The organism is Pimelobacter simplex (assembly GCF_900114845.1).
Taxonomy (GTDB): Bacteria; Actinomycetota; Actinomycetes; order Propionibacteriales; family Nocardioidaceae; genus Nocardioides; species Nocardioides simplex.
In genome coordinates, this window is the sequence record NZ_FOUK01000009.1 from 47,539 (window position 1) to 66,317 (window position 18,779).

The following is an 18,779-nucleotide window of genomic DNA, read 5'->3' on the forward strand; positions in this document are numbered from 1 at the left end:
GATGAACCGCATCCTGTCCGCGCACCGCGCGCTCGGCGTCGTCTTCGTGTGCCTGCTGCTGGTCGGCGTCTGGCTGACCTACGCGACCTTCACCAAGAAGTTCACGAGCTACGACAAGGTCACCCTCGAGACCACCAACATCGGTCTCCAGCTGCCCAACCGGGCCGACGTCAAGGTGCGCGGCGTGATCGTGGGCGAGGTGCTCGCCGCCGAGTCCGGCGACGCGGGCGGGGCGAAGATCACGCTCGGCATCTACCCCGACAAGATCGGTGTGGTCCCGGCCAACGTGACCGGCTCGATCGTGCCCAAGACGCTCTTCGGCGAGAAGTACGTCTCGCTCGTCATCCCCGACAGCGGCCCGTCCGGCACCATCCGGGCCGGCGCGACCATCGAGCACACGGTGGTGAGCACCGAGCTCGAGGAGGTGCTCTCCGACCTCTACCCGCTGCTCGAGGCGGTGCGCCCGGCCGACCTCAACATGACGCTGACCGCGCTGGCGACGGCGCTCGAGGGCCGCGGCGAGCAGCTCGGCAAGAACCTCGAGGTGCTCGACTCCTACCTCAAGCGGCTCAACCCGCAGATCCCGGCGCTGCTCGAGGACCTCAAGCTCACCGCCGACGTCTCCGACACCTACGCCGACATCCTTCCCCAGGTGGCCCAGATCCTCGACGACACCGTCAAGACCACCGGCACCATCGAGGAGCGCGAGGCCTCGCTGCGCGCGACCCTGCGCGACGTCCGGACGTTCTCCGACACCGCGCGCTCGTTCCTCGACGCCAACGCCGAGCGGCTCGAGGAGGCCGGCCGGCTGAGCACGCCGATCCTGCGCGCGGTGGCCCGCTACGCCCCCGAGATCCCGTGCATGGCGCAGGCGATCACCGTCGTCCAGGGCCGGCTCGCCCAGGCGTTCCGCGGCTACCAGCTGCACATCGTGCTCGAGACGCTGCAGGACCAGCCGCGCAAGTACACCGACAAGGACACGCCGATCTTCGGCGACGACCGCGGTCCCGACTGCCTCGGCCTGCCCAACCCGCCGTGGAGCCAGGAGAACCCGCACGGCCCGCTGCCGCACCTCAACGACGGCATCAACGGCAACACCGGCAAGGGCAACCTGCGCCCGGCTCCCGGCTACCGCGGCACCCCCGACGACGTCACCGCCCTGCGCGGCGCCCTCGACGCCGAGTACGGCGAGGGCACGGGCTCCGACCTCAACGTCCTGCTCGCCGGCCCGCTCCTGGCCCAGGGGGGTGGGCGCCGATGATCCGCGGCCTCGACAAGCAGACCGGCGGCGCGCTGGTCCGGCTGGTGATCTTCATGGTCACCACCGCGCTCGCGACCGGCGTCCTCATCATCACCATCGGCAACCTGTCCTTCGGCAGCACGAAGCAGTACTCGGCCGACTTCACCGACGCCACCGGCGTCAACAAGGGCGACGACGTCCGCATCGCGGGCGTCAAGGTCGGCACGGTCGAGGGCATCGAGGTCAAGGGCGCGAACCGGGCGCGGGTGACCTTCAAGGTCGACTCCGACACCGTCATCGACGGCGCGACCCACGCCCGCATCCGCTACCGCAACCTGATCGGCCAGCGCTACATCTCGCTGACCCAGGAGGGCACCGGCGGCGGCCGGATCGCCGAGGGCAAGACCATCGCCATGGACCACACCGAGCCCGCGCTCGACCTGACCGTCCTCTTCAACGGCTTCAAGCCGCTCTTCCAGGCGCTCTCGCCCGACGACATCAACAAGCTCTCCTACGAGATCGTCCAGGTCTTCCAGGGCGAGGGCGGCACCGTCGAGAGCCTGCTGTCGAGCACCGCGTCGGTCACCCAGACGCTGGCCGACCGCGACCAGGTGATCGGCGACCTGATCGACAACCTCGACTACGTCCTGGGCCACGTCGCCGACCGCGACAAGCAGCTCACCCGCCTCATCGACAGCTTCCGCTCGCTCGTCGGCGGCCTCAACGACGACCGCGAGGCGATCCTCGCCTCGCTCGACTCGATCTCCGACCTGTCCGTGCAGACGGCGGCCCTGGTCACCGACATCAAGGACCCGTTCGTCAAGGACATCAAGGAGCTGCGCAAGCTCGCCGGCAACCTCGACCGCAACCGCAAGGAGATCGACCGCTCCCTGCAGGTGCTGCCGATCAAGCTGACCAAGATCGGCCGGACGGCGACCTACGGCTCCTGGTTCAACTTCTACCTCTGCAACTTCCAGGCCACGATCACGCTGCCGGGCGCGAAGAAGCCGCTCCCGCCGGTCGGCTACCCGGTCTCGGCCGACCGCTGCCACCTCGAGCGAGAGGTGGCGCGCTGATGAAGCCGTTCCGCGAGCGCAACCCCGTCGTCGTCGGTGCCGTCAGCATCGCCGTGCTGGTGCTCGGCCTGGTCGCCGCGCTGCGCGCCCAGGACCTGCCGCTGATCGGCGGCGGCGACACCTACTACGCGTCGTTCTCCGAGGCGGGCGGGCTCAAGGTCAAGGACGAGGTCCGGATCGCCGGCGTGCGCGTCGGCCAGGTGACCTCGATGGACCTCGACGGCAACTCGGTCAAGGTCGGCTTCAAGATCAAGCCCGACACCCCGTTCGGCGACGAGACCCGGGCCGACATCAAGGTCAAGACGATCCTCGGCTCGATGTTCCTCTCGCTCGAGCCGGCCGGCAGCGGCCAGCTCGCCGAGGGCACCACGATCCCGGTCGAGCGGACCAGCTCGCCCTACGACGTCGTCGACGCCTTCACCGGCCTGGCCGAGACCTCCGCCGACATCGACACCGACCAGCTGGCGGCGTCGCTGACCACGCTGGCCGACCTGACCCGCAACACGCCCGAGGACTTCCGCAAGGCGCTCTCCGGCCTCTCGGCGCTGGCCGACACGGTCGCCTCGCGCGACAAGGAGATCGGCTCGCTGCTGCAGAACCTGCACCGGGTCTCCACCGTGCTCGACTCGCGCGACGACGACATCGTCGCGCTGATGGCCGACGCCGACACGCTCTTCCAGGCGCTGCTCCAGCGCAAGGAGCAGATCCATCGGCTGCTGGTGTCGACCTCGACGCTCAGCACCAAGCTCACCGGGCTGATCCGCGAGAGCCGGGCCGACCTCAAGCCGGCGCTCGACCACCTCGACTCGGTGCTCCAGGTGATCAAGAAGAACGAGAACAACCTCGAGGACTCGATCGCGACGATGGCGCCCTTCTACCGGGTCTTCGCGAGCACGCTCGGCAACGGGCCGTGGTTCGACACCTACATCTTCAACCTGCCGCCGCTGCCGGGGACGGTGAAGGTCGGATGACCGGGCTGCGCCGCTGGCTCCCGCTGGCCGTCATCGGACTCCTCGTCGTCGCGGGCGTGGTGTGGATGGTGGGCGGCTCGGGCGACCACAAGACCGTCACCGCGTACTTCCCCCGGGCCGTCTCGGTCTACGAGGGCAGCGACGTCCGGGTGCTCGGCGTCCCGGTCGGCCAGGTCGAGTCGGTGACCCCCGAGGGCACCAAGGTCAAGGTCGTGATGACCTACGACTCCGACGTGAAGGTCCCCGCCGACGCCGACGCCGTGATCGTCTCGCCGTCGGTGGTCGGCGACCGCTACATCCAGCTCTCGCCCGCCTTCGACAAGGGCGACGACGAGATGGCCGACAACACCGTCATCGAGACCGCCAAGACCGCCGTCCCGCTCGAGCTCGACGAGATCTACTCGAGCATCGACAAGCTGACCGTCGCGCTGGGTCCCGAGGGGGCCAACCGCGAGGGCGCGCTGACCGACCTGCTGGAGCAGACCGCGCGCAACTTCGGCGGCCAGGGCGCCAACTTCAACCAGACGATCAAGGACTTCGGCCGGCTCAGCGAGACGCTCGACAACAACAAGGACGAGCTCTTCGAGTCGACGGCCCAGCTCGAGTCGTTCATCAAGACGCTGGCCGACAACGACACCACCGTGCGCGACTTCAACAAGTCCCTCGGCGACGTCTCCAGCCTGCTCGCCGACGAGCGCCAGGAGCTGACCACCGCCCTGGGCAACCTCGGGACGGCGCTCAGCGAGGTCGCCACCTTCGTCAAGGACAACCGGGCCGTCCTCGGTCGCAACATCAAGGACGTCAACCGGGTCGCCAAGGTGCTCGTGCGCCAGCGCGCCGCGCTCGACGAGCTGCTCGAGGCCGGTCCGCTCGCGCTGACGAACCTCTACCACACCTACAACCCCAAGGACGGCACGCTCGACACCAACGCCAACCTGGGCAACCTCCTCCACGAGCTGACCTCCCGGCCCGGCGACGTGGTGTGCGCCCTGATCGCGGGCGTCGACAAGAAGGGCGACCTGTGCAAGCTGGTCGGCACGCTGCTGCCGCGCAATGCGCCGTTCGCCGCGGGCTCGTGGACCGGCAAGCCGTACGACCCCACCCTCAGCGGACTGGTCGAGGTGGACCGATGACGAACCGTCTGCGCTCGCGCCTGAGCCGCCCGGCCCGCGCCGTCGCGGCCCTCGGGGCCGGCCTGCTGCTGCTCACCGGCTGCAGCTTCGACGTCTACGCGCTGCCGCTGCCCGGCGGTGCCGACACCGGCAAGGACCCGATCCACGTCAAGGTGCGCTTCCCCGACGTCCTCGACCTGGTGCCGAAGTCGTCGGTCAAGGTCAACGACGTCGCGGTCGGCCAGGTGACCGCCGTCAAGCTCGACGGCTACGAGGCCGTGGTCGAGCTCGAGCTCCGCAAGGACGTCGACCTGCCTGACAACCCGGTCGCCACGATCCGGCAGACCAGCCTGCTCGGCGAGAAGTTCGTCTCGCTCGCCGCGCCGGCGTCCGGGGCCCAGGGCCGGCTCTCCGACGGCGACGTGATCGCCGACGGCGGCCACAACCCCGAGGTCGAGGACGTGCTCAGCGCGCTGAGCCTGGTGCTCAACGGCGGCGGCGTCGCCCAGCTCAAGACCATCTCGACCGAGCTCAACCTGGCGCTCGAGGGCCGCGAGGGCTCCGCGAAGTCGGTGCTCACCCAGGTCTCCTCGCTGATGGGCCAGCTCGACGGGCGCAAGCAGGACATCGTCCGCGCGATCGAGTCGGTCAACCGGCTCGCGCTCGCCGCGCGCAAGCACCAGAAGAGCATCGACAGCGCTCTCGACGAGCTGCCCAGCGCCCTCGACTCGCTCGACTCCCAGCGTGAGGACCTCGTCGCCATGCTCGACGGGCTGACCAAGCTCAGCGACGTCGGCGTGCGCGTCATCCAGACCACGCAGGCCACCACCGTCGACTCGCTCAAGTCGCTCGACCCGGTGCTCACCCAGCTGGCCAAGGCCGGCGACGACTTCGTCAAGGGCTTCAGCACCTTCCTGACCTACCCGTTCATCGACGAGGCCGTGGGCCGCGACCCGCGCGTCGCCGAGAACCTGCACATGGGCGACTACGTCAACCTGTCCATCGACCTGCAGCTCGACTTCAACAACCTCGCGCTGCCGGACCTCCCGTGCATCCCGATCAACCTGCTGCCCGACAGCCCGCTCGACCAGCTGATCAACCTCAAGAACCTCTGCAACGGCGTCTTCCAGACGCTCCAGGGGTGCCTGCGCACGCCGGTCAACATCGACGCCTGCCGCCAGCTCCCGAAGTACCTCTTCGACAACGTCTGCGCGGCGGTCAAGCTGCTGTGCGGCCTGGTCGGCAACAAGCCGGGCGGGACGAGCGGCAACAAGGCCGGCGCCGGTACCGACCCGCTCAGCCAGCTGCTCGACAACGTGCTCAAGGGCGGCGGCCTCGGCCGGCCCGCGCCGGGCGGCGACAGCCAGGCCGACCGGATGTGGGCGGAGTTCGACGACGCCTACGACGCCAACCTGCTCCGGGCCTTCGCCGGACCGCTCGTCGCCGCGCCCGGTGACCCCGGCACGACAGGGGGGACGACCCGATGATCACCCGTCGTACCCGCATCCAGCTGGTGATCTTCGCGATCATCACGCTGCTCGGCGTCTCGTTCGTCGGAGCCCGCTACGCCAAGCTCGACCGGCTCGTGATCGACCGCTCCTACACGGTCACCGCGCACTACCCGCAGTCCGGCGGCATCTTCACCGGTGCCGAGGTGACCTACCGCGGCGTCGGCATCGGCACCGTCGGCGACCTGGTGCTCACCGACAAGGGCGTCGACGTCCAGCTCGAGATCGAGAAGAAGTGGGACAAGATCCCGCGCGACAGCATCGCGCTGGTCGGCAACCGCTCCGCCGTCGGCGAGCAGTACGTCGAGCTGCAGCCGCAGACCGACAAGGGTCCCTACCTCGAGGACGGCTCCCAGCTCGACGACGTCGCCACGCCGATCGCCACCGAGAAGCTGCTCGGCGACCTGTCCGCGACGGTCGCCAGCGTCGACCGGGACGCGCTGCGGACCACGGTCGAGGAGCTCGGCAAGGCGTTCGGCGGCACCGGCCCCGACCTGCAGAAGATCATCGACACCGGCAACTCGTTCATCGAGACCGCCAACGACAACTTCGACATCACCTCCGCGCTGATCAAGGACAGCAACACCGTCCTCAAGGGCCAGCTGGCCACCGAGACCTCGCTGCGCACCTTCGCCAGCCAGCTCTCGCTGTTCAGCGGCGCGCTGGCCGGCGCCGACCCGCAGCTGCGCAAGGTGATCGACTCCGGCTCGGTCGCGGCCACCCAGCTGCGCACCTTCCTCGAGCAGAACGGCGTCGAGCTCAGCGAGCTGCTGGCCAACCTGGTCGCCACCGGCCGGGTCGTGGTCAAGCACATCCCCGCGATCAAGCAGCTGCTCGTGGTCTACCCCTACGCCGTCGTCGGCGGCTTCGTGACGGTCGGCAAGAGCCCCAACGGCTTCTGGGACGCCCACTTCGGCCTGGTCCTCGCGCCCGACAGCACGCCCTGCTACGCCGGCTACACCAAGAAGCGCAAGAGCCCCTCCGACCGCTTCGAGAACCCGCCGATGCCCGACGTCGGCTGCACCGAGCCGGCCAAGAAGAGCAACCCGCGCGGCACCCAGAACCTGCCGCGCGCCGTACCTGACGTCAACGGGACCTCCCCGGTCGTCGCCAGCTACGACACGACGTCGGGCCAGTTGAGCTGGGGTGCGCCCGCGCCGTCCACCACCTCCCGGGGTACCGTGGCGCCGCCGTCGCTGGGAGAGGACTCGTGGAAGTGGCTGTACGTCCAACCGATGCTCGACTCGACCGCGACCCGGTGAGGTCCGCCCCGCCCCGCGCCACGCTTCGCTGGACCGTCCTGGCGGTCCTGCTCGGCGTCCTCGTCGCCTCGCTCGGCGTCACCGCCTGGGTGGTCGTCGACAAGGCCGACGGCGACCTCGGCGCCCTGCGCCACCCCCCGACCGACGAGTCCGCCCAGCGCGAGAAGGCGCTCGCCGCGGCCCGCACCTTCGTCCAGCGGTTCAACACCTACGGACCCGCGCTGCTCGACGGGGCCGGCAAGATGCCCGAGTACGCCGCGGTCGGCGGGCTGATGACGGCCAAGTTCCGCACCGTCTTCGACAAGAACGTCGGCTACGCCGAGGAGACCGTCAAGCAGACCCAGATCGACCGCACCGGCACGCCGTACGCGGTCGGGATCGCGTCGATCGACAGCGACTCGGCCGAGGTGCTCGTCGCCGGCATCGTCGCCTTCTCCTACCCGGACCCGAAGAAGGCGGGGGAGCGGATCCCGTTCGAGCCGCTGCGCTTCCGCTACGAGGTCTCGCTGGTCAAGCAGGGCGGCCGCTGGCTGGTCGACGACCTCGACGACGTCGACGACGAGCTGCCCTCGTTCGGCGAGGCCTCGATCCCCGAGGGTGGGGTGCCCTCCGGGGCGCCGAGCCCGACCGGGACGCCGACCGGCAGCCCGACCGGCAGCCCGACCGGCAGCCCGACCGGAACGGCGGGTCAGTGATGAGCACCAACCTCTACGACCTGCTCGACGTCGACGAGAGCGCCGGCACCGACGAGATCCGGGCGGCCTGGAAGCGTGCGATCGCCGACCTCGACCCGACCGAGCGCCGGTTCCGGGCCTACAACGACGCCGCCGGGGTGCTGCTCGACCCCGAGCGCCGGGCCGCGTACGACGCGGAGCTGGCCGCCGAGCGCGCCGCCGAGACCGAGCCCGAGACCGAGCCCCAGCCTGAGCCCGCGGCCGAGCCGGAGCCTGAGCCGGAGCCCGAGTCCGCGCCCCGCCCCGCCGGCACCGGTCCGTCGACCACCGCGCTGATCGCCGTCGGCGTCGCCGCGCTGCTGGCGCTGGTGCTCGCCGTCGTCGTCCTCCTCATGCCGGGGGCGCTCGGCGACGACACGGCCAAGGCCGTCTCGGAGCGCAACGCCCGCGCCGAGCGGGCGGCGGTCTCCGCCGAGGGCGCGGCCGAGCAGATGGTCGCGCCGGTGCTGTCGTACAACCACACCACGATGGCCGCCGACCTCGACCGGCACCGCGGCTACATGACCACCACGCTCGCCGACAAGCAGGCCCGGGCCTGGCCCGAGATCACCAAGGAGGCCGAGTCCCAGAAGATCGTCGTCGACGCCAAGGCGACGGGGACGGCGCTGACCCGGGTCGACCCGGCAGGGGACCGGGCCACGGTCGTGGTCTACGTCGACCAGTACGTCACCAAGGACGGCGGCAAGCCGTTCGTCCTCCAGATGTGGGCGACCTTCGTGCTGGTGCGTGCCGACGGCAGCGCCGACCGCTGGCAGCTCGACAACCTGTGCACCGACGCCTCCTGCGACAAGCTGTGACCGCGCCGGGCGCGGCCCCGGCCCCGCAGGGTGACGCACCCGATGGTGGCGTGCGACGGCGAGGCCGCTTGACCTTCGCAGGCGGGCCGAGCATGATCGGCGCACCGGTTCCACCCGTGCCAGACGGGACCGCTCCAACGGCTGTGTGAGGTTGCGCAGCCGGGCATTGTCGAGCGCGTCTCTGTCGTGTATCGTGGCTCCTTGCGCCTGCCCTCAGATGCGCTTCGGCCTGCCCGGTGGCCGATGACGTGGTGGGCTTGGGCGCTCTCGAAGAGTCGAACCCGTCGAAGGACAACTCTTGGCCGCGCGCACCACCCCCGGTAAGTCCCGCATCTCGTTTGCGAAGATCCAGGAGCCGATGGAGCTGCCCCAGCTCCTCTCGCTCCAGACCGACAGCTTCGACTGGCTGATCGGCAACGAGGCACACAAGTCCCGGATCGAGGCCCGTCGGGCCGAGGGCCAGGACGCGTCCGACAAGTCCGGTCTCGAGGAGATCTTCGAGGAGATCTCGCCGATCGAGGACTTCTCCGAGACGATGTCGCTCTCGTTCGAGAACCCGGTCTTCTACGACCCCAAGTACACGGTCGACGAGTGCAAGGAGAAGGACCTCACCTACTCCGCGCCCCTCTACGTCTCGGCCGAGTTCACCAACAACGAGACCGGTGAGATCAAGGGCCAGACGGTCTTCATGGGTGACTTCCCCCTGATGACCCCCAAGGGCACCTTCGTGATCAACGGCACCGAGCGTGTCGTCGTCTCGCAGCTCGTCCGCTCGCCGGGCGTCTACTTCGAGCGCCAGGCCGACAAGACGTCCGACAAGGACATCTTCACCGCCCGCATGATCCCCAGCCGCGGTGCCTGGCTGGAGTTCGAGATCGACAAGCGCGACATGGTCGGCGTCCGCCTCGACCGCAAGCGCAAGCAGAACGTCACGGTCCTGCTCAAGGCCCTCCAGGCCATCGCCGAGGACACCGGCGAGGAGTACGACTACGAGGCCGTCATGGCCGACCTGCGTCAGTTCGAGTCGATCCAGCTGACCGAGGAGAAGGACAACACGCAGGGTCCCGACGACGCCCTGCTCGACATCTACCGCAAGCTGCGCCCGGGCGAGCCGCCGACGCGCGAGGCCGCGCTGACGCTGCTGAAGAACTACTACTTCAACCCGAAGCGCTACGACCTGGCCAAGGTCGGTCGCTACAAGATCAACAAGAAGCTGGGCCAGGACCAGCCGTTCGACCAGCAGACGATGACGATCTCCGACATGGTCGCGACGATCCGCTACATCGTGGCGCTGCACGACAACCGGACCCACCTCGAGACGCCGCAGGGCAACATCGAGATCAGCCCGGACGACATCGACCACTTCGGCAACCGCCGCATGCGCACGGTCGGCGAGCTGATCCAGAACCAGCTCCGCACCGGCCTGGCCCGCATGGAGCGCGTGGTCCGCGAGCGGATGACGACCCAGGACGTCGAGGCCATCACGCCGCAGTCCCTGATCAACATCCGTCCCGTGGTCGCGGCGCTGAAGGAGTTCTTCGGCACCTCGCAGCTCTCGCAGTTCATGGACCAGACCAACCCGATCGCGGGCCTGACGCACAAGCGTCGCCTCTCCGCGCTCGGCCCGGGTGGTCTCTCCCGTGACCGCGCCGGCATGGAGGTCCGTGACGTCCACCCGTCGCACTACGGCCGGATGTGCCCGATCGAGACGCCGGAAGGCCCGAACATCGGTCTGATCGGCTCGCTCGCGTCGTACGGGCGGATCAACCCGTTCGGCTTCGTCGAGACGCCCTACCGCAAGGTCGAGAACGGTGTCGTCACCGACCAGATCGACTACCTGACCGCCGACGACGAGGACCGCTACGTCATCGCGCAGGCCAACGCCGGCCTCGATGCCAACAACCGGTTCTCCGAGGAGCGGGTGCTGGTCCGCCAGCGCGACGGCGAGGTCTCCGAGATCATCGCCGACGAGGTCGACTACATGGACGTCTCGCCGCGCCAGATGGTGTCGGTCGCGACGGCCCTGATCCCGTTCCTCGAGCACGACGACGCCAACCGCGCGCTCATGGGCGCCAACATGCAGCGTCAGGCCGTCCCGCTCATCCGCAGCGACAGCCCGATCGTCGGCACCGGCATCGAGTTCCGCGCCGCGGTCGACGCCGGCGACGTCGTCACCGCCACGAAGGCCGGTGTGGTCAAGGAGGTCTCCGCCGACCTCGTCGAGACCATGAACGACGACGGCACCTACTCGTCGTACCGGCTCGCGAAGTTCAAGCGCTCCAACCAGGGCACCTGCATCAACCAGCGTCCGCTGGTCCTCGCCGGTGACCGGGTCGAGGCCGGCTCGCCGATCGCCGACGGTCCGTGCACCGACATGGCCGAGATGGCGCTGGGCACCAACCTGCTCGTGGCGTTCATGCCGTGGGAGGGCCATAACTACGAGGACGCGATCATCCTCAGCCAGCGCCTGGTGCAGGAGGACGTCCTCACCTCGATCCACATCGAGGAGCACGAGGTCGACGCCCGCGACACCAAGCTCGGGCCCGAGGAGATCACCCGCGACATCCCGAACGTCAGCGAGGAGATGCTCGCCGACCTCGACGAGCGCGGCATCATCCGGATCGGCGCCGAGGTGACCACCGGTGACATCCTCGTCGGCAAGGTGACGCCCAAGGGCGAGACCGAGCTGACCCCCGAGGAGCGCCTGCTCCGCGCGATCTTCGGTGAGAAGGCGCGCGAGGTCCGCGACACCTCGATGAAGGTCCCGCACGGTGAGTCCGGCACGGTCATCGGCGTCCGCGTCTTCGACCGCGAAGAGGGCGACGAGCTCCCGCCGGGCGTCAACCAGCTGGTCCGGGTCTACGTCGCGCAGAAGCGCAAGATCTCCGTGGGTGACAAGCTCGCCGGCCGGCACGGCAACAAGGGCGTCATCGCGAAGATCCTGCCCATCGAGGACATGCCGTTCATGGAGGACGGCACCCCGGTCGACGTCGTGCTCAACCCGCTGGGTGTCCCGCGACGGATGAACATCGGCCAGATCCTCGAGCTGCACCTGGGCTGGCTCGGCAAGCAGGGCTGGCACATCGACGCCGACCTCAAGAACGAGGAGTGGGCCCAGCGCCTGACCGCGATCGGTGCCGACCAGGCCGAGCCGAACACCAAGCTGGCGACGCCGGTCTTCGACGGCGCCCGCGAGGACGAGATCACCGGCCTCCTCGGCCAGACGCTGCCCAACCGCGACGGCGTCCGCATGGTGAAGGAGACGGGCAAGGCCAGCCTCTTCGACGGTCGCTCCGGCGAGCCGTTCAAGGACCCGGTCTCGGTCGGCTACATGTACATCCTCAAGCTCCACCACCTGGTCGACGACAAGATCCACGCGCGCTCGACCGGTCCGTACTCGATGATCACGCAGCAGCCTCTGGGTGGTAAGGCCCAGTTCGGCGGCCAGCGGTTCGGCGAGATGGAGGTGTGGGCGATGGAGGCGTACGGCGCCGCCTACGCCCTCCAGGAGCTCCTCACGATCAAGTCCGACGACGTGCCCGGTCGCGTCAAGGTCTACGAGGCCATCGTGAAGGGCGAGAACATCCCCGACTCGGGCATCCCGGAGTCGTTCAAGGTTCTCGTCAAGGAGATGCAGTCGCTCTGCCTGAACGTGGAGGTGCTGTCCCAGGACGGCTCCGCCATCCAGCTCAAGGACGCGGAGGAAGACGTCTTCCGCGCCGCCGAGGAGCTCGGCATCGACCTGTCTCGTCGCGAGCCCTCGAGCGTCGAAGAAGTCTGAGCGTGCCGGCGGCGCGCCCCGGCGCGCCGCCGCCCTCAGTCCCCAGCCTCACCTTTCACAGAACTAACGAAGGACAGCAGCCATCGTGCTCGACGTGAACTTCTTCGACCAGCTTCAGATCGGCCTGGCCACCGCGGACGACATCCGCACGTGGAGCCACGGCGAGGTCAAGAAGCCGGAGACCATCAACTACCGCACGCTCAAGCCCGAGCGTGACGGCCTCTTCTGCGAGAAGATCTTCGGTCCCACCCGGGACTGGGAGTGCTACTGCGGCAAGTACAAGCGGGTCCGCTTCAAGGGCATCATCTGCGAGCGCTGCGGCGTCGAGGTGACCCGCTCGAAGGTCCGCCGTGAGCGGATGGGCCACATCGAGCTCGCCGCGCCGGTGACCCACATCTGGTACTTCAAGGGTGTGCCGAGCCGCCTGGGCTACCTGCTCGACCTGGCGCCGAAGGACCTCGAGAAGGTCATCTACTTCGCTGCCTACATGATCACCTCCGTCGACGAGGACGCGCGTCACCGCGACCTGTCCTCGCTCGAGGGCAAGGTCCAGCTCCAGCGCGAGTCCATCGAGAAGCGCCGCGACGCCGGCCTCGAGGACCGCACCAAGAAGCTCGAGGACGACCTCGCCACGCTCGAGGCCGAGGGTGCCAAGGCCGACCAGCGCCGCAAGGTGCGCGACGGCGCCGAGCGCGAGCTCAAGCAGCTGCGCGACCGCGCCCAGCGCGAGCTCGACCGCCTCGACGAGGTCTGGGACACGTTCAAGACCCTCAAGGTCCAGGACCTCATGGGCGACGAGATCCTCTACCGCGAGATGAAGAACTGGTTCGGCAAGTACTTCGAGGGCCACATGGGCGCCACGGCGATCCAGAAGCGCCTGCAGAGCTTCGACCTCGAGGCCGAGGTCGAGAGCCTGCGCGAGACCATCGCCACCGGCAAGGGTCAGCGCAAGGTCCGCGCGCTCAAGCGGCTCAAGGTCGTCGAGGCCTTCCGCAAGACGGGCAACAAGCCCGAGGGCATGGTCCTGGACGCCGTCCCGGTCATCCCGCCGGACCTGCGCCCGATGGTGCAGCTCGACGGTGGCCGCTTCGCGACCTCCGACCTCAACGACCTGTACCGCCGCGTCATCAACCGGAACAACCGCCTCAAGCGGCTGCTCGACCTCGGTGCGCCGGAGATCATCGTCAACAACGAGAAGCGGATGCTCCAGGAGGCCGTCGACTCGCTGTTCGACAACGGCCGTCGTGGTCGCCCCGTCACCGGCCCGGGCAACCGGCCGCTGAAGTCGCTCTCCGACATGCTCAAGGGCAAGCAGGGTCGCTTCCGCCAGAACCTGCTCGGCAAGCGCGTGGACTACTCGGGCCGCTCGGTCATCGTGTCGGGTCCGCAGCTCAAGCTGCACCAGTGCGGTCTGCCCAAGCAGATGGCGCTCGAGCTGTTCAAGCCGTTCGTGATGAAGCGCCTCGTCGACCTGTCGCACGCGCAGAACATCAAGTCCGCCAAGCGGATGGTCGAGCGCGCCCGCCCGGTCGTGTGGGACGTCCTCGAAGAGGTCATCACCGAGCACCCCGTGCTGCTCAACCGTGCGCCCACGCTGCACCGCCTCGGCATCCAGGCCTTCGAGCCCCAGCTGATCGAGGGCAAGGCCATCCAGCTGCACCCGCTGGTCTGCACCGCGTTCAACGCCGACTTCGACGGTGACCAGATGGCGGTCCACCTGCCGCTGTCCGCCGAGGCCCAGGCCGAGGCGCGGATCCTGATGCTGTCGACGAACAACATCCTCAAGCCTTCCGACGGCCGTCCGGTGACCATGCCGACCCAGGACATGATCATCGGCCTGTTCTTCCTCACCACCGAGCGTGGCGAGGCGACGGTCGAGGTCGACGGCGAGACCCACCTGCGCACCTTCGCGTCCCCGGCCGAGGCGATCATGGCCTACGACCGCAACGAGATCACGCTGCAGGACAAGGTCCGGATCCGTCTCGAGGACTACTTCTTCGAGGGTGTCGAGCAGGGCGAGGCCAGCCTCGTCGAGACCACGCTGGGCCGCACGATCTTCAACGACGCGCTGCCTGCCGACTACCCGTACGTCAACGAGGAGGTCGGCAAGAAGCGCCTCGGCGCCATCGTCAACGACCTCGCCGAGCGCTACCCCAAGGTCGTCGTCGCGGCGTCCCTGGACGCGCTCAAGGACAACGGCTTCCACTGGGCCACCCGCTCGGGTGTCACGGTCTCCATCGACGACGTCATCACGCCGCCGAACAAGGCCGAGATCCTGTCCAAGCACGAGGCCGACGCGGCGAAGATCCAGAAGCAGTACGAGCGCGGTCTGGTCACCGACGACGAGCGTCGCCAGGAGCTCATCGAGATCTGGACCAAGGCGAGCCAGGAGGTCGGCAAGGCACTGCGCGCGACCTTCGAGGCGAACCCGACCAACCCGATCTACGTCCAGGTCCACTCGGGCGCCTCGGGTAACTTCAACCAGATCAACCAGGTCGGCGCCATGCGTGGTCTGGTGGCCAACCCGAAGGGCGAGATCATCCCGCGGCCGATCAAGGCCAACTTCCGCGAGGGTCTCTCCGTGCTGGAGTACTTCATCTCCACGCACGGTGCCCGCAAGGGTCTGGCGGACACCGCGCTGCGGACCGCCGACTCGGGCTACCTGACCCGGCGTCTGGTCGACGTGTCGCAGGACGTCATCATCCGTGAGGACGACTGCGGCACCGAGCGCGGCCTGCCCAAGGTCATCGGCGTCAAGGACGAGAACGGCGTCGTCGTCAAGGACGAGAACGCCGAGACCGCCGCGTACGCCCGCTCGGCGGCCAAGGAGATCACCCACCCGACCACGGGTGAGGTGCTCGCCGGCGCCGGTGAGGACCTCGGTGACGTCAAGATCGCCGAGCTGATCGAGGCCGGCATCGAGACGGTCACCGTCCGCTCGGTGCTCACCTGCGACGCCCGGACCGGTACCTGCGCGAAGTGCTACGGCCGCTCGCTGGCCACCGGCAAGCTCGTCGACATCGGCGAGGCCGTCGGCATCATCGCGGCCCAGTCGATCGGTGAGCCCGGCACGCAGCTGACCATGCGTACCTTCCACACCGGTGGTGTGGCCTCGGCCGACGACATCACGCAGGGTCTGCCCCGCGTCGTCGAGCTCTTCGAGGCGCGGACCCCCAAGGGTCACGCCCAGATCTCCGAGGCCGCCGGTCGCGTCTCCATCGAGGAGACCGACAAGGCCCGCATCGTCATCGTCACCCCCGACGACGGCAGCGAGGTCAAGGAGTACCCGGTGTCGCGCCGCTCGCGCCTCCTCGTCGAGGACGGCGGCCGGGTCGAGGTCGGCGACAAGTTCACCGCCGGCACCGAGGACCCGAAGGAGGTGCTGCGCATCCTGGGTGTTCGCAAGACGCAGCAGCACCTCGTCGACCAGGTCCAGGAGGTCTACCGGTCGCAGGGCGTGTCGATCCACGACAAGCACATCGAGATCATCGTGCGGCAGATGCTGCGCCGGATCACGGTGCTCGAGTCGGGCGAGACCAACCTGCTCCCGTCCGACCTCGTCGACCGGGTGCGCTTCGAGGAGGAGAACCGGCGCGTGGTCTCCGAGGGCGGCAAGCCGGCCTCGGGTCGTCCCGAGCTCATGGGCATCACCAAGGCCTCGCTCGCGACCGAGTCGTGGCTCTCGGCGGCCTCCTTCCAGGAGACCACCCGCGTGCTCACCGACGCCGCGATCAACGGCCGCTCCGACAGCCTGCGCGGCCTGAAGGAGAACGTGATCATCGGCAAGCTGATCCCGGCCGGCACCGGCCTGGAGCGGTACCGGAACATCCGGGTCGAGCCCACCGAGGAGGCGCGCGCCGCGGCGTACGCCGTCACCGGCTACGAGTCCTACGACTACGAGTTCGGCAACCAGGGCCAGGCCGTGGCGCTGGACGACTTCGACTTCGGTTCGTACCAGAACTGATCGAGATCACGAAGGCCCTCCCGAGCAGTGCTCGGGAGGGCCTTCCCCTTTTTCTCGAGGTCGGACCCCGGCCCCCCACAGGCCGGGAGCCCGGGTTCAGCGCCGGATGCGCTGAGCTGGGGAGACCGACACGGTGGCCGGCCGGTGGGCGGTGGTCGCGGTGACCCGGACGCTGATCCGGGCCTTCACGTCCTTGGCCCGCGGGCGGTACGCCGCCGCGGTGGCGCCCTTGATCACCTTGCCGTTGCGCAGCCACTGGTAGCCGTAGCGGTCCGCGCGGCCCGAGAGTGCCGGGGCGACGGCGCGCAGCTTCTTGCCGACCTTGGCCTTGCCGGCGAGGCGGGCGGGGGAGCGGACCGTCCAGGCGTGGCCGGTGACGACCACCGAGGTGGCGCCGCCGGCGAACCGGCAGGGGACGACGGTGCGGTCGTAGCCGGTGCCGCGATAGGCCTGGACGCAGCTGATCCGCTTGCCGACGTCCGCCGAGGTCAGCTCGATGACCGGGCTGTCGGTCTCGACGACGGTGCCGCCGAGGGTCCACAGGTTGTCGCGGAACGACGGGTCGGGGGTGATGGTGGCGGGCGCGGCGATCCGCAGCGTGCTGCCCTCGCGGGCGGTGCCGGTGACCGTCGGCGGTCCGCTGACCCGGTAGGTGCCGAGAGCCACCGAGGCGTCGTCCGCCGCGTCGGCCGTGGTGGGTGCGTGCCCCGGACGGCTCCCGACCACCGCGAGCCGGACCCGCAGGCCGACGTCGTCGGGCCGGACCACGTAAGTCGGGCCCGAGACCGGGTCGCGGCCGCCGACCTTCCAGCGGTACTCCAGGCCGGTGGCGGCGGGCGTGAAGGTGCCGCCGGTCGCGGTGAGGGTGTCGCCGACCCGGACCGTGCCCGTGCTGCCCGTGCTGCCCGAGATGCTGGGCCGGCTGCTGATCTGCAGCGGCGGCTCGGCGACGGTGTAGACGAACTGGCGCTCGACCCAGCGGCCGACCAGGTCGATGGCGGTGACGGTGACGGCCTGCTGGCCCTGCGTGTCGGTCGGCACCGCGGCGCCGGCGGCGAACGGGCGGTCACCGACCCGGCCGCGGCAGTCGACGACGACGGTCGGGACGTCGGCGCAGGTGAAGTCCAGCGTGACGGCCTCCCCCTGCCGGATCACCCGGCCGTCGGCGGCCGGTCCGCCGAACGTGACGGTCGGGTCGGTCAGGTCGATGCCGATGCCGTAGGTCCGGGTGGTCACGTTGCCGACGCCGTCGGTGGCCCGGAGCTTCAGCGTGGTGACGCCCTCGTTCTTGATCTGCCGGGCGAAGCCGGTCCAGTCGGTGCTCCCGGACTCCGTGTGCGCCCCGGTGATCTCGTAGTCGATGTCGGCGATCCCGTAGTTGTCGGAGGCGGTGACCCAGACCTCGACCGGGTTCTTGTACCAGCCGTCGGCCACGCTGTCCGGGATCTGGATCTGGATCTCCGGGGGCGTGGTGTCGGGGAAGGCGCCGCTCGGCTCGGCCTTCGCCGGTGCGGCGTTCGCGGTGGCCGCGGCCGCCGCGGCGGCCGCGATGACGCCCGCCGCGACGGCCCGGCACCGGGTACGGACGGTCATGACCGGCTCGCGGTGATCGGGCTGCGGCCGACCGCGAGCCAGATCCCGGCCACGATCAGGGCGAGCATGATCATGGCGGGCAGGCCGGGGACGCCGAGTGCGAAGACCGCGCCGAGGAGGGCGGTGGCGACCAGGCCGGCGGCCGCGCCCAGGCCGCGGGAGACGAGGCGCTCGCGGAAGGCCATCCAGGCCAGCGCGTACGCCGACGCGAGGAGCGGCACGAAGGCGATGTACGGGCTGAAGTCCGTCATCACGAAGTAGTTGTAGAGGCCGTCGGCGTCGTAGGTGTTCTCCTCCATCGCCTTCGGGAGGTAGTTGCCGAGGGCGCCGCGCCAGCCGTAGGCCAGGGCGGTGATGCCGGCGGTCGCGAGCACGCCGTAGCCGACGACGGTCGCGCCGACCGAGCCGGGGAAGCGGCGCTCGACGCGGTGCCGCCAGACCGCGGCGGTGACCAGCAGGACGAGCACGAGGACGTAGCCGATGGCACCGGAGAGGCGGTACGGCAGGTAGTCGATGCCGAGCACGTCCTCGGCGGTGACCGGGTAGTCGAAGTCGCTGTTGCCGTCGGGACGTCCCTCGAGGAAGAGGGCGACGATGCCGAGCAGGCCGCTCAGCGAGATCAGCAGCGGCCAGGCAGTGAAGCCACCGCTCGGGGCCGGGGCCGGGGGCGGGGAGTTCGGAGGGGCGGTCGGAGCCGCGGACAGGGGAGACTCGTTCATGGCTCCGAGACTCGGCGACCCG

General features: G+C 69.5%; 12 protein-coding genes. 10 read left to right on the top strand and 2 right to left on the bottom strand.

The genetic code is table 11. The features are described 5' to 3' along the window. The first annotated feature begins 1 nt into the window (after position 1). From BM223_RS27110 to BM223_RS27155, 10 genes are all read left to right on the top strand, one after another. Positions 2-1,261 carry an MCE family protein gene (locus BM223_RS27110; protein WP_038676943.1) on the top strand — a complete coding sequence of 420 codons (1,260 nt, stop codon included), beginning with the start codon at positions 2-4 and terminating at the stop codon, positions 1,259-1,261. Further along, entirely contained in the window at positions 1,258-2,316 is a 1,059-nt protein-coding gene (locus BM223_RS27115; RefSeq protein WP_052138236.1) for an MCE family protein, read from the top strand. The genes BM223_RS27110 and BM223_RS27115 overlap by 4 nt, the downstream gene beginning before the upstream one ends. Next, the gene (locus BM223_RS27120; RefSeq protein ID WP_038676945.1) at positions 2,316-3,287 is read left to right on the top strand and encodes an MCE family protein; all 972 of its coding nucleotides are present in this window, start codon (positions 2,316-2,318) and stop codon (positions 3,285-3,287) included. The genes BM223_RS27115 and BM223_RS27120 overlap by 1 nt, the downstream gene beginning before the upstream one ends. Beyond that, the gene (locus BM223_RS27125; RefSeq protein ID WP_038676947.1) at positions 3,284-4,420 is read left to right on the top strand and encodes an MCE family protein; all 1,137 of its coding nucleotides are present in this window, start codon (positions 3,284-3,286) and stop codon (positions 4,418-4,420) included. The genes BM223_RS27120 and BM223_RS27125 overlap by 4 nt, the downstream gene beginning before the upstream one ends. Continuing rightward, complete coding sequence (locus tag BM223_RS27130; protein ID WP_052138237.1) at positions 4,417-5,886, top strand: MCE family protein; 1,470 nt, start codon at positions 4,417-4,419, stop codon at positions 5,884-5,886. Before BM223_RS27125 ends, BM223_RS27130 begins: the two co-directional genes overlap by 4 nt. Continuing rightward, on the top strand, positions 5,883-7,169 hold the full coding sequence (locus tag BM223_RS27135; RefSeq protein WP_038676949.1) for an MlaD family protein: 1,287 nt from the start codon (positions 5,883-5,885) through the stop codon (positions 7,167-7,169). The genes BM223_RS27130 and BM223_RS27135 overlap by 4 nt, the downstream gene beginning before the upstream one ends. Continuing rightward, a complete protein-coding gene (locus BM223_RS27140; protein ID WP_038676950.1) occupies positions 7,166-7,864 on the top strand; it encodes a hypothetical protein in 699 nt (232 codons plus the stop codon). The genes BM223_RS27135 and BM223_RS27140 overlap by 4 nt, the downstream gene beginning before the upstream one ends. After that, positions 7,864-8,700, top strand: a complete 837-nt coding sequence (locus tag BM223_RS29595) for a J domain-containing protein (RefSeq protein ID WP_038676952.1) — start codon at positions 7,864-7,866, stop codon at positions 8,698-8,700. Before BM223_RS27140 ends, BM223_RS29595 begins: the two co-directional genes overlap by 1 nt. 358 nt (positions 8,701-9,058) lie before the next feature. Further along, entirely contained in the window at positions 9,059-12,481 is a 3,423-nt protein-coding gene (rpoB, locus tag BM223_RS27150) for a DNA-directed RNA polymerase subunit beta (RefSeq protein WP_235319272.1), read from the top strand. An 85-nt stretch (positions 12,482-12,566) separates the two neighbouring features. Further along, positions 12,567-16,445: a DNA-directed RNA polymerase subunit beta' gene (locus BM223_RS27155; protein WP_038676956.1), complete on the top strand. Its 3,879-nt coding sequence runs from the start codon at positions 12,567-12,569 to the stop codon at positions 16,443-16,445. A 96-nt stretch (positions 16,446-16,541) separates the two neighbouring features. On the opposite strand, the gene BM223_RS27160 is transcribed toward BM223_RS27155, so the two are convergent. Both BM223_RS27160 and BM223_RS27165 read right to left on the bottom strand, forming a co-directional pair. Beyond that, positions 16,542-18,038 carry a hypothetical protein gene (locus BM223_RS27160; protein WP_038676958.1) on the bottom strand — a complete coding sequence of 499 codons (1,497 nt, stop codon included), beginning with the start codon at positions 18,036-18,038 and terminating at the stop codon, positions 16,542-16,544. Next, the gene (locus tag BM223_RS27165; RefSeq protein WP_052138238.1) at positions 18,035-18,757 is read right to left on the bottom strand and encodes a hypothetical protein; all 723 of its coding nucleotides are present in this window, start codon (positions 18,755-18,757) and stop codon (positions 18,035-18,037) included. Before BM223_RS27165 ends, BM223_RS27160 begins: the two co-directional genes overlap by 4 nt. Between the last annotated feature and the right edge of the window lie 22 nt (positions 18,758-18,779).

Coding starts and splice junctions, on each gene's coding strand:
- BM223_RS27110 (WP_038676943.1), top strand. CDS start 2: ATGAACCGCATCCTGTCCGCGCACCGCGCGCTCGGCGTCGTCTTCGTG.
- BM223_RS27115 (WP_052138236.1), top strand. CDS start 1,258: ATGATCCGCGGCCTCGACAAGCAGACCGGCGGCGCGCTGGTCCGGCTG.
- BM223_RS27120 (WP_038676945.1), top strand. CDS start 2,316: ATGAAGCCGTTCCGCGAGCGCAACCCCGTCGTCGTCGGTGCCGTCAGC.
- BM223_RS27125 (WP_038676947.1), top strand. CDS start 3,284: ATGACCGGGCTGCGCCGCTGGCTCCCGCTGGCCGTCATCGGACTCCTC.
- BM223_RS27130 (WP_052138237.1), top strand. CDS start 4,417: ATGACGAACCGTCTGCGCTCGCGCCTGAGCCGCCCGGCCCGCGCCGTC.
- BM223_RS27135 (WP_038676949.1), top strand. CDS start 5,883: ATGATCACCCGTCGTACCCGCATCCAGCTGGTGATCTTCGCGATCATC.
- BM223_RS29595 (WP_038676952.1), top strand. CDS start 7,864: ATGAGCACCAACCTCTACGACCTGCTCGACGTCGACGAGAGCGCCGGC.
- rpoB (WP_235319272.1), top strand. CDS start 9,059: ATGGAGCTGCCCCAGCTCCTCTCGCTCCAGACCGACAGCTTCGACTGG.
- BM223_RS27160 (WP_038676958.1), bottom strand. CDS start 18,038: ATGACCGTCCGTACCCGGTGCCGGGCCGTCGCGGCGGGCGTCATCGCG.
- BM223_RS27165 (WP_052138238.1), bottom strand. CDS start 18,757: ATGAACGAGTCTCCCCTGTCCGCGGCTCCGACCGCCCCTCCGAACTCC.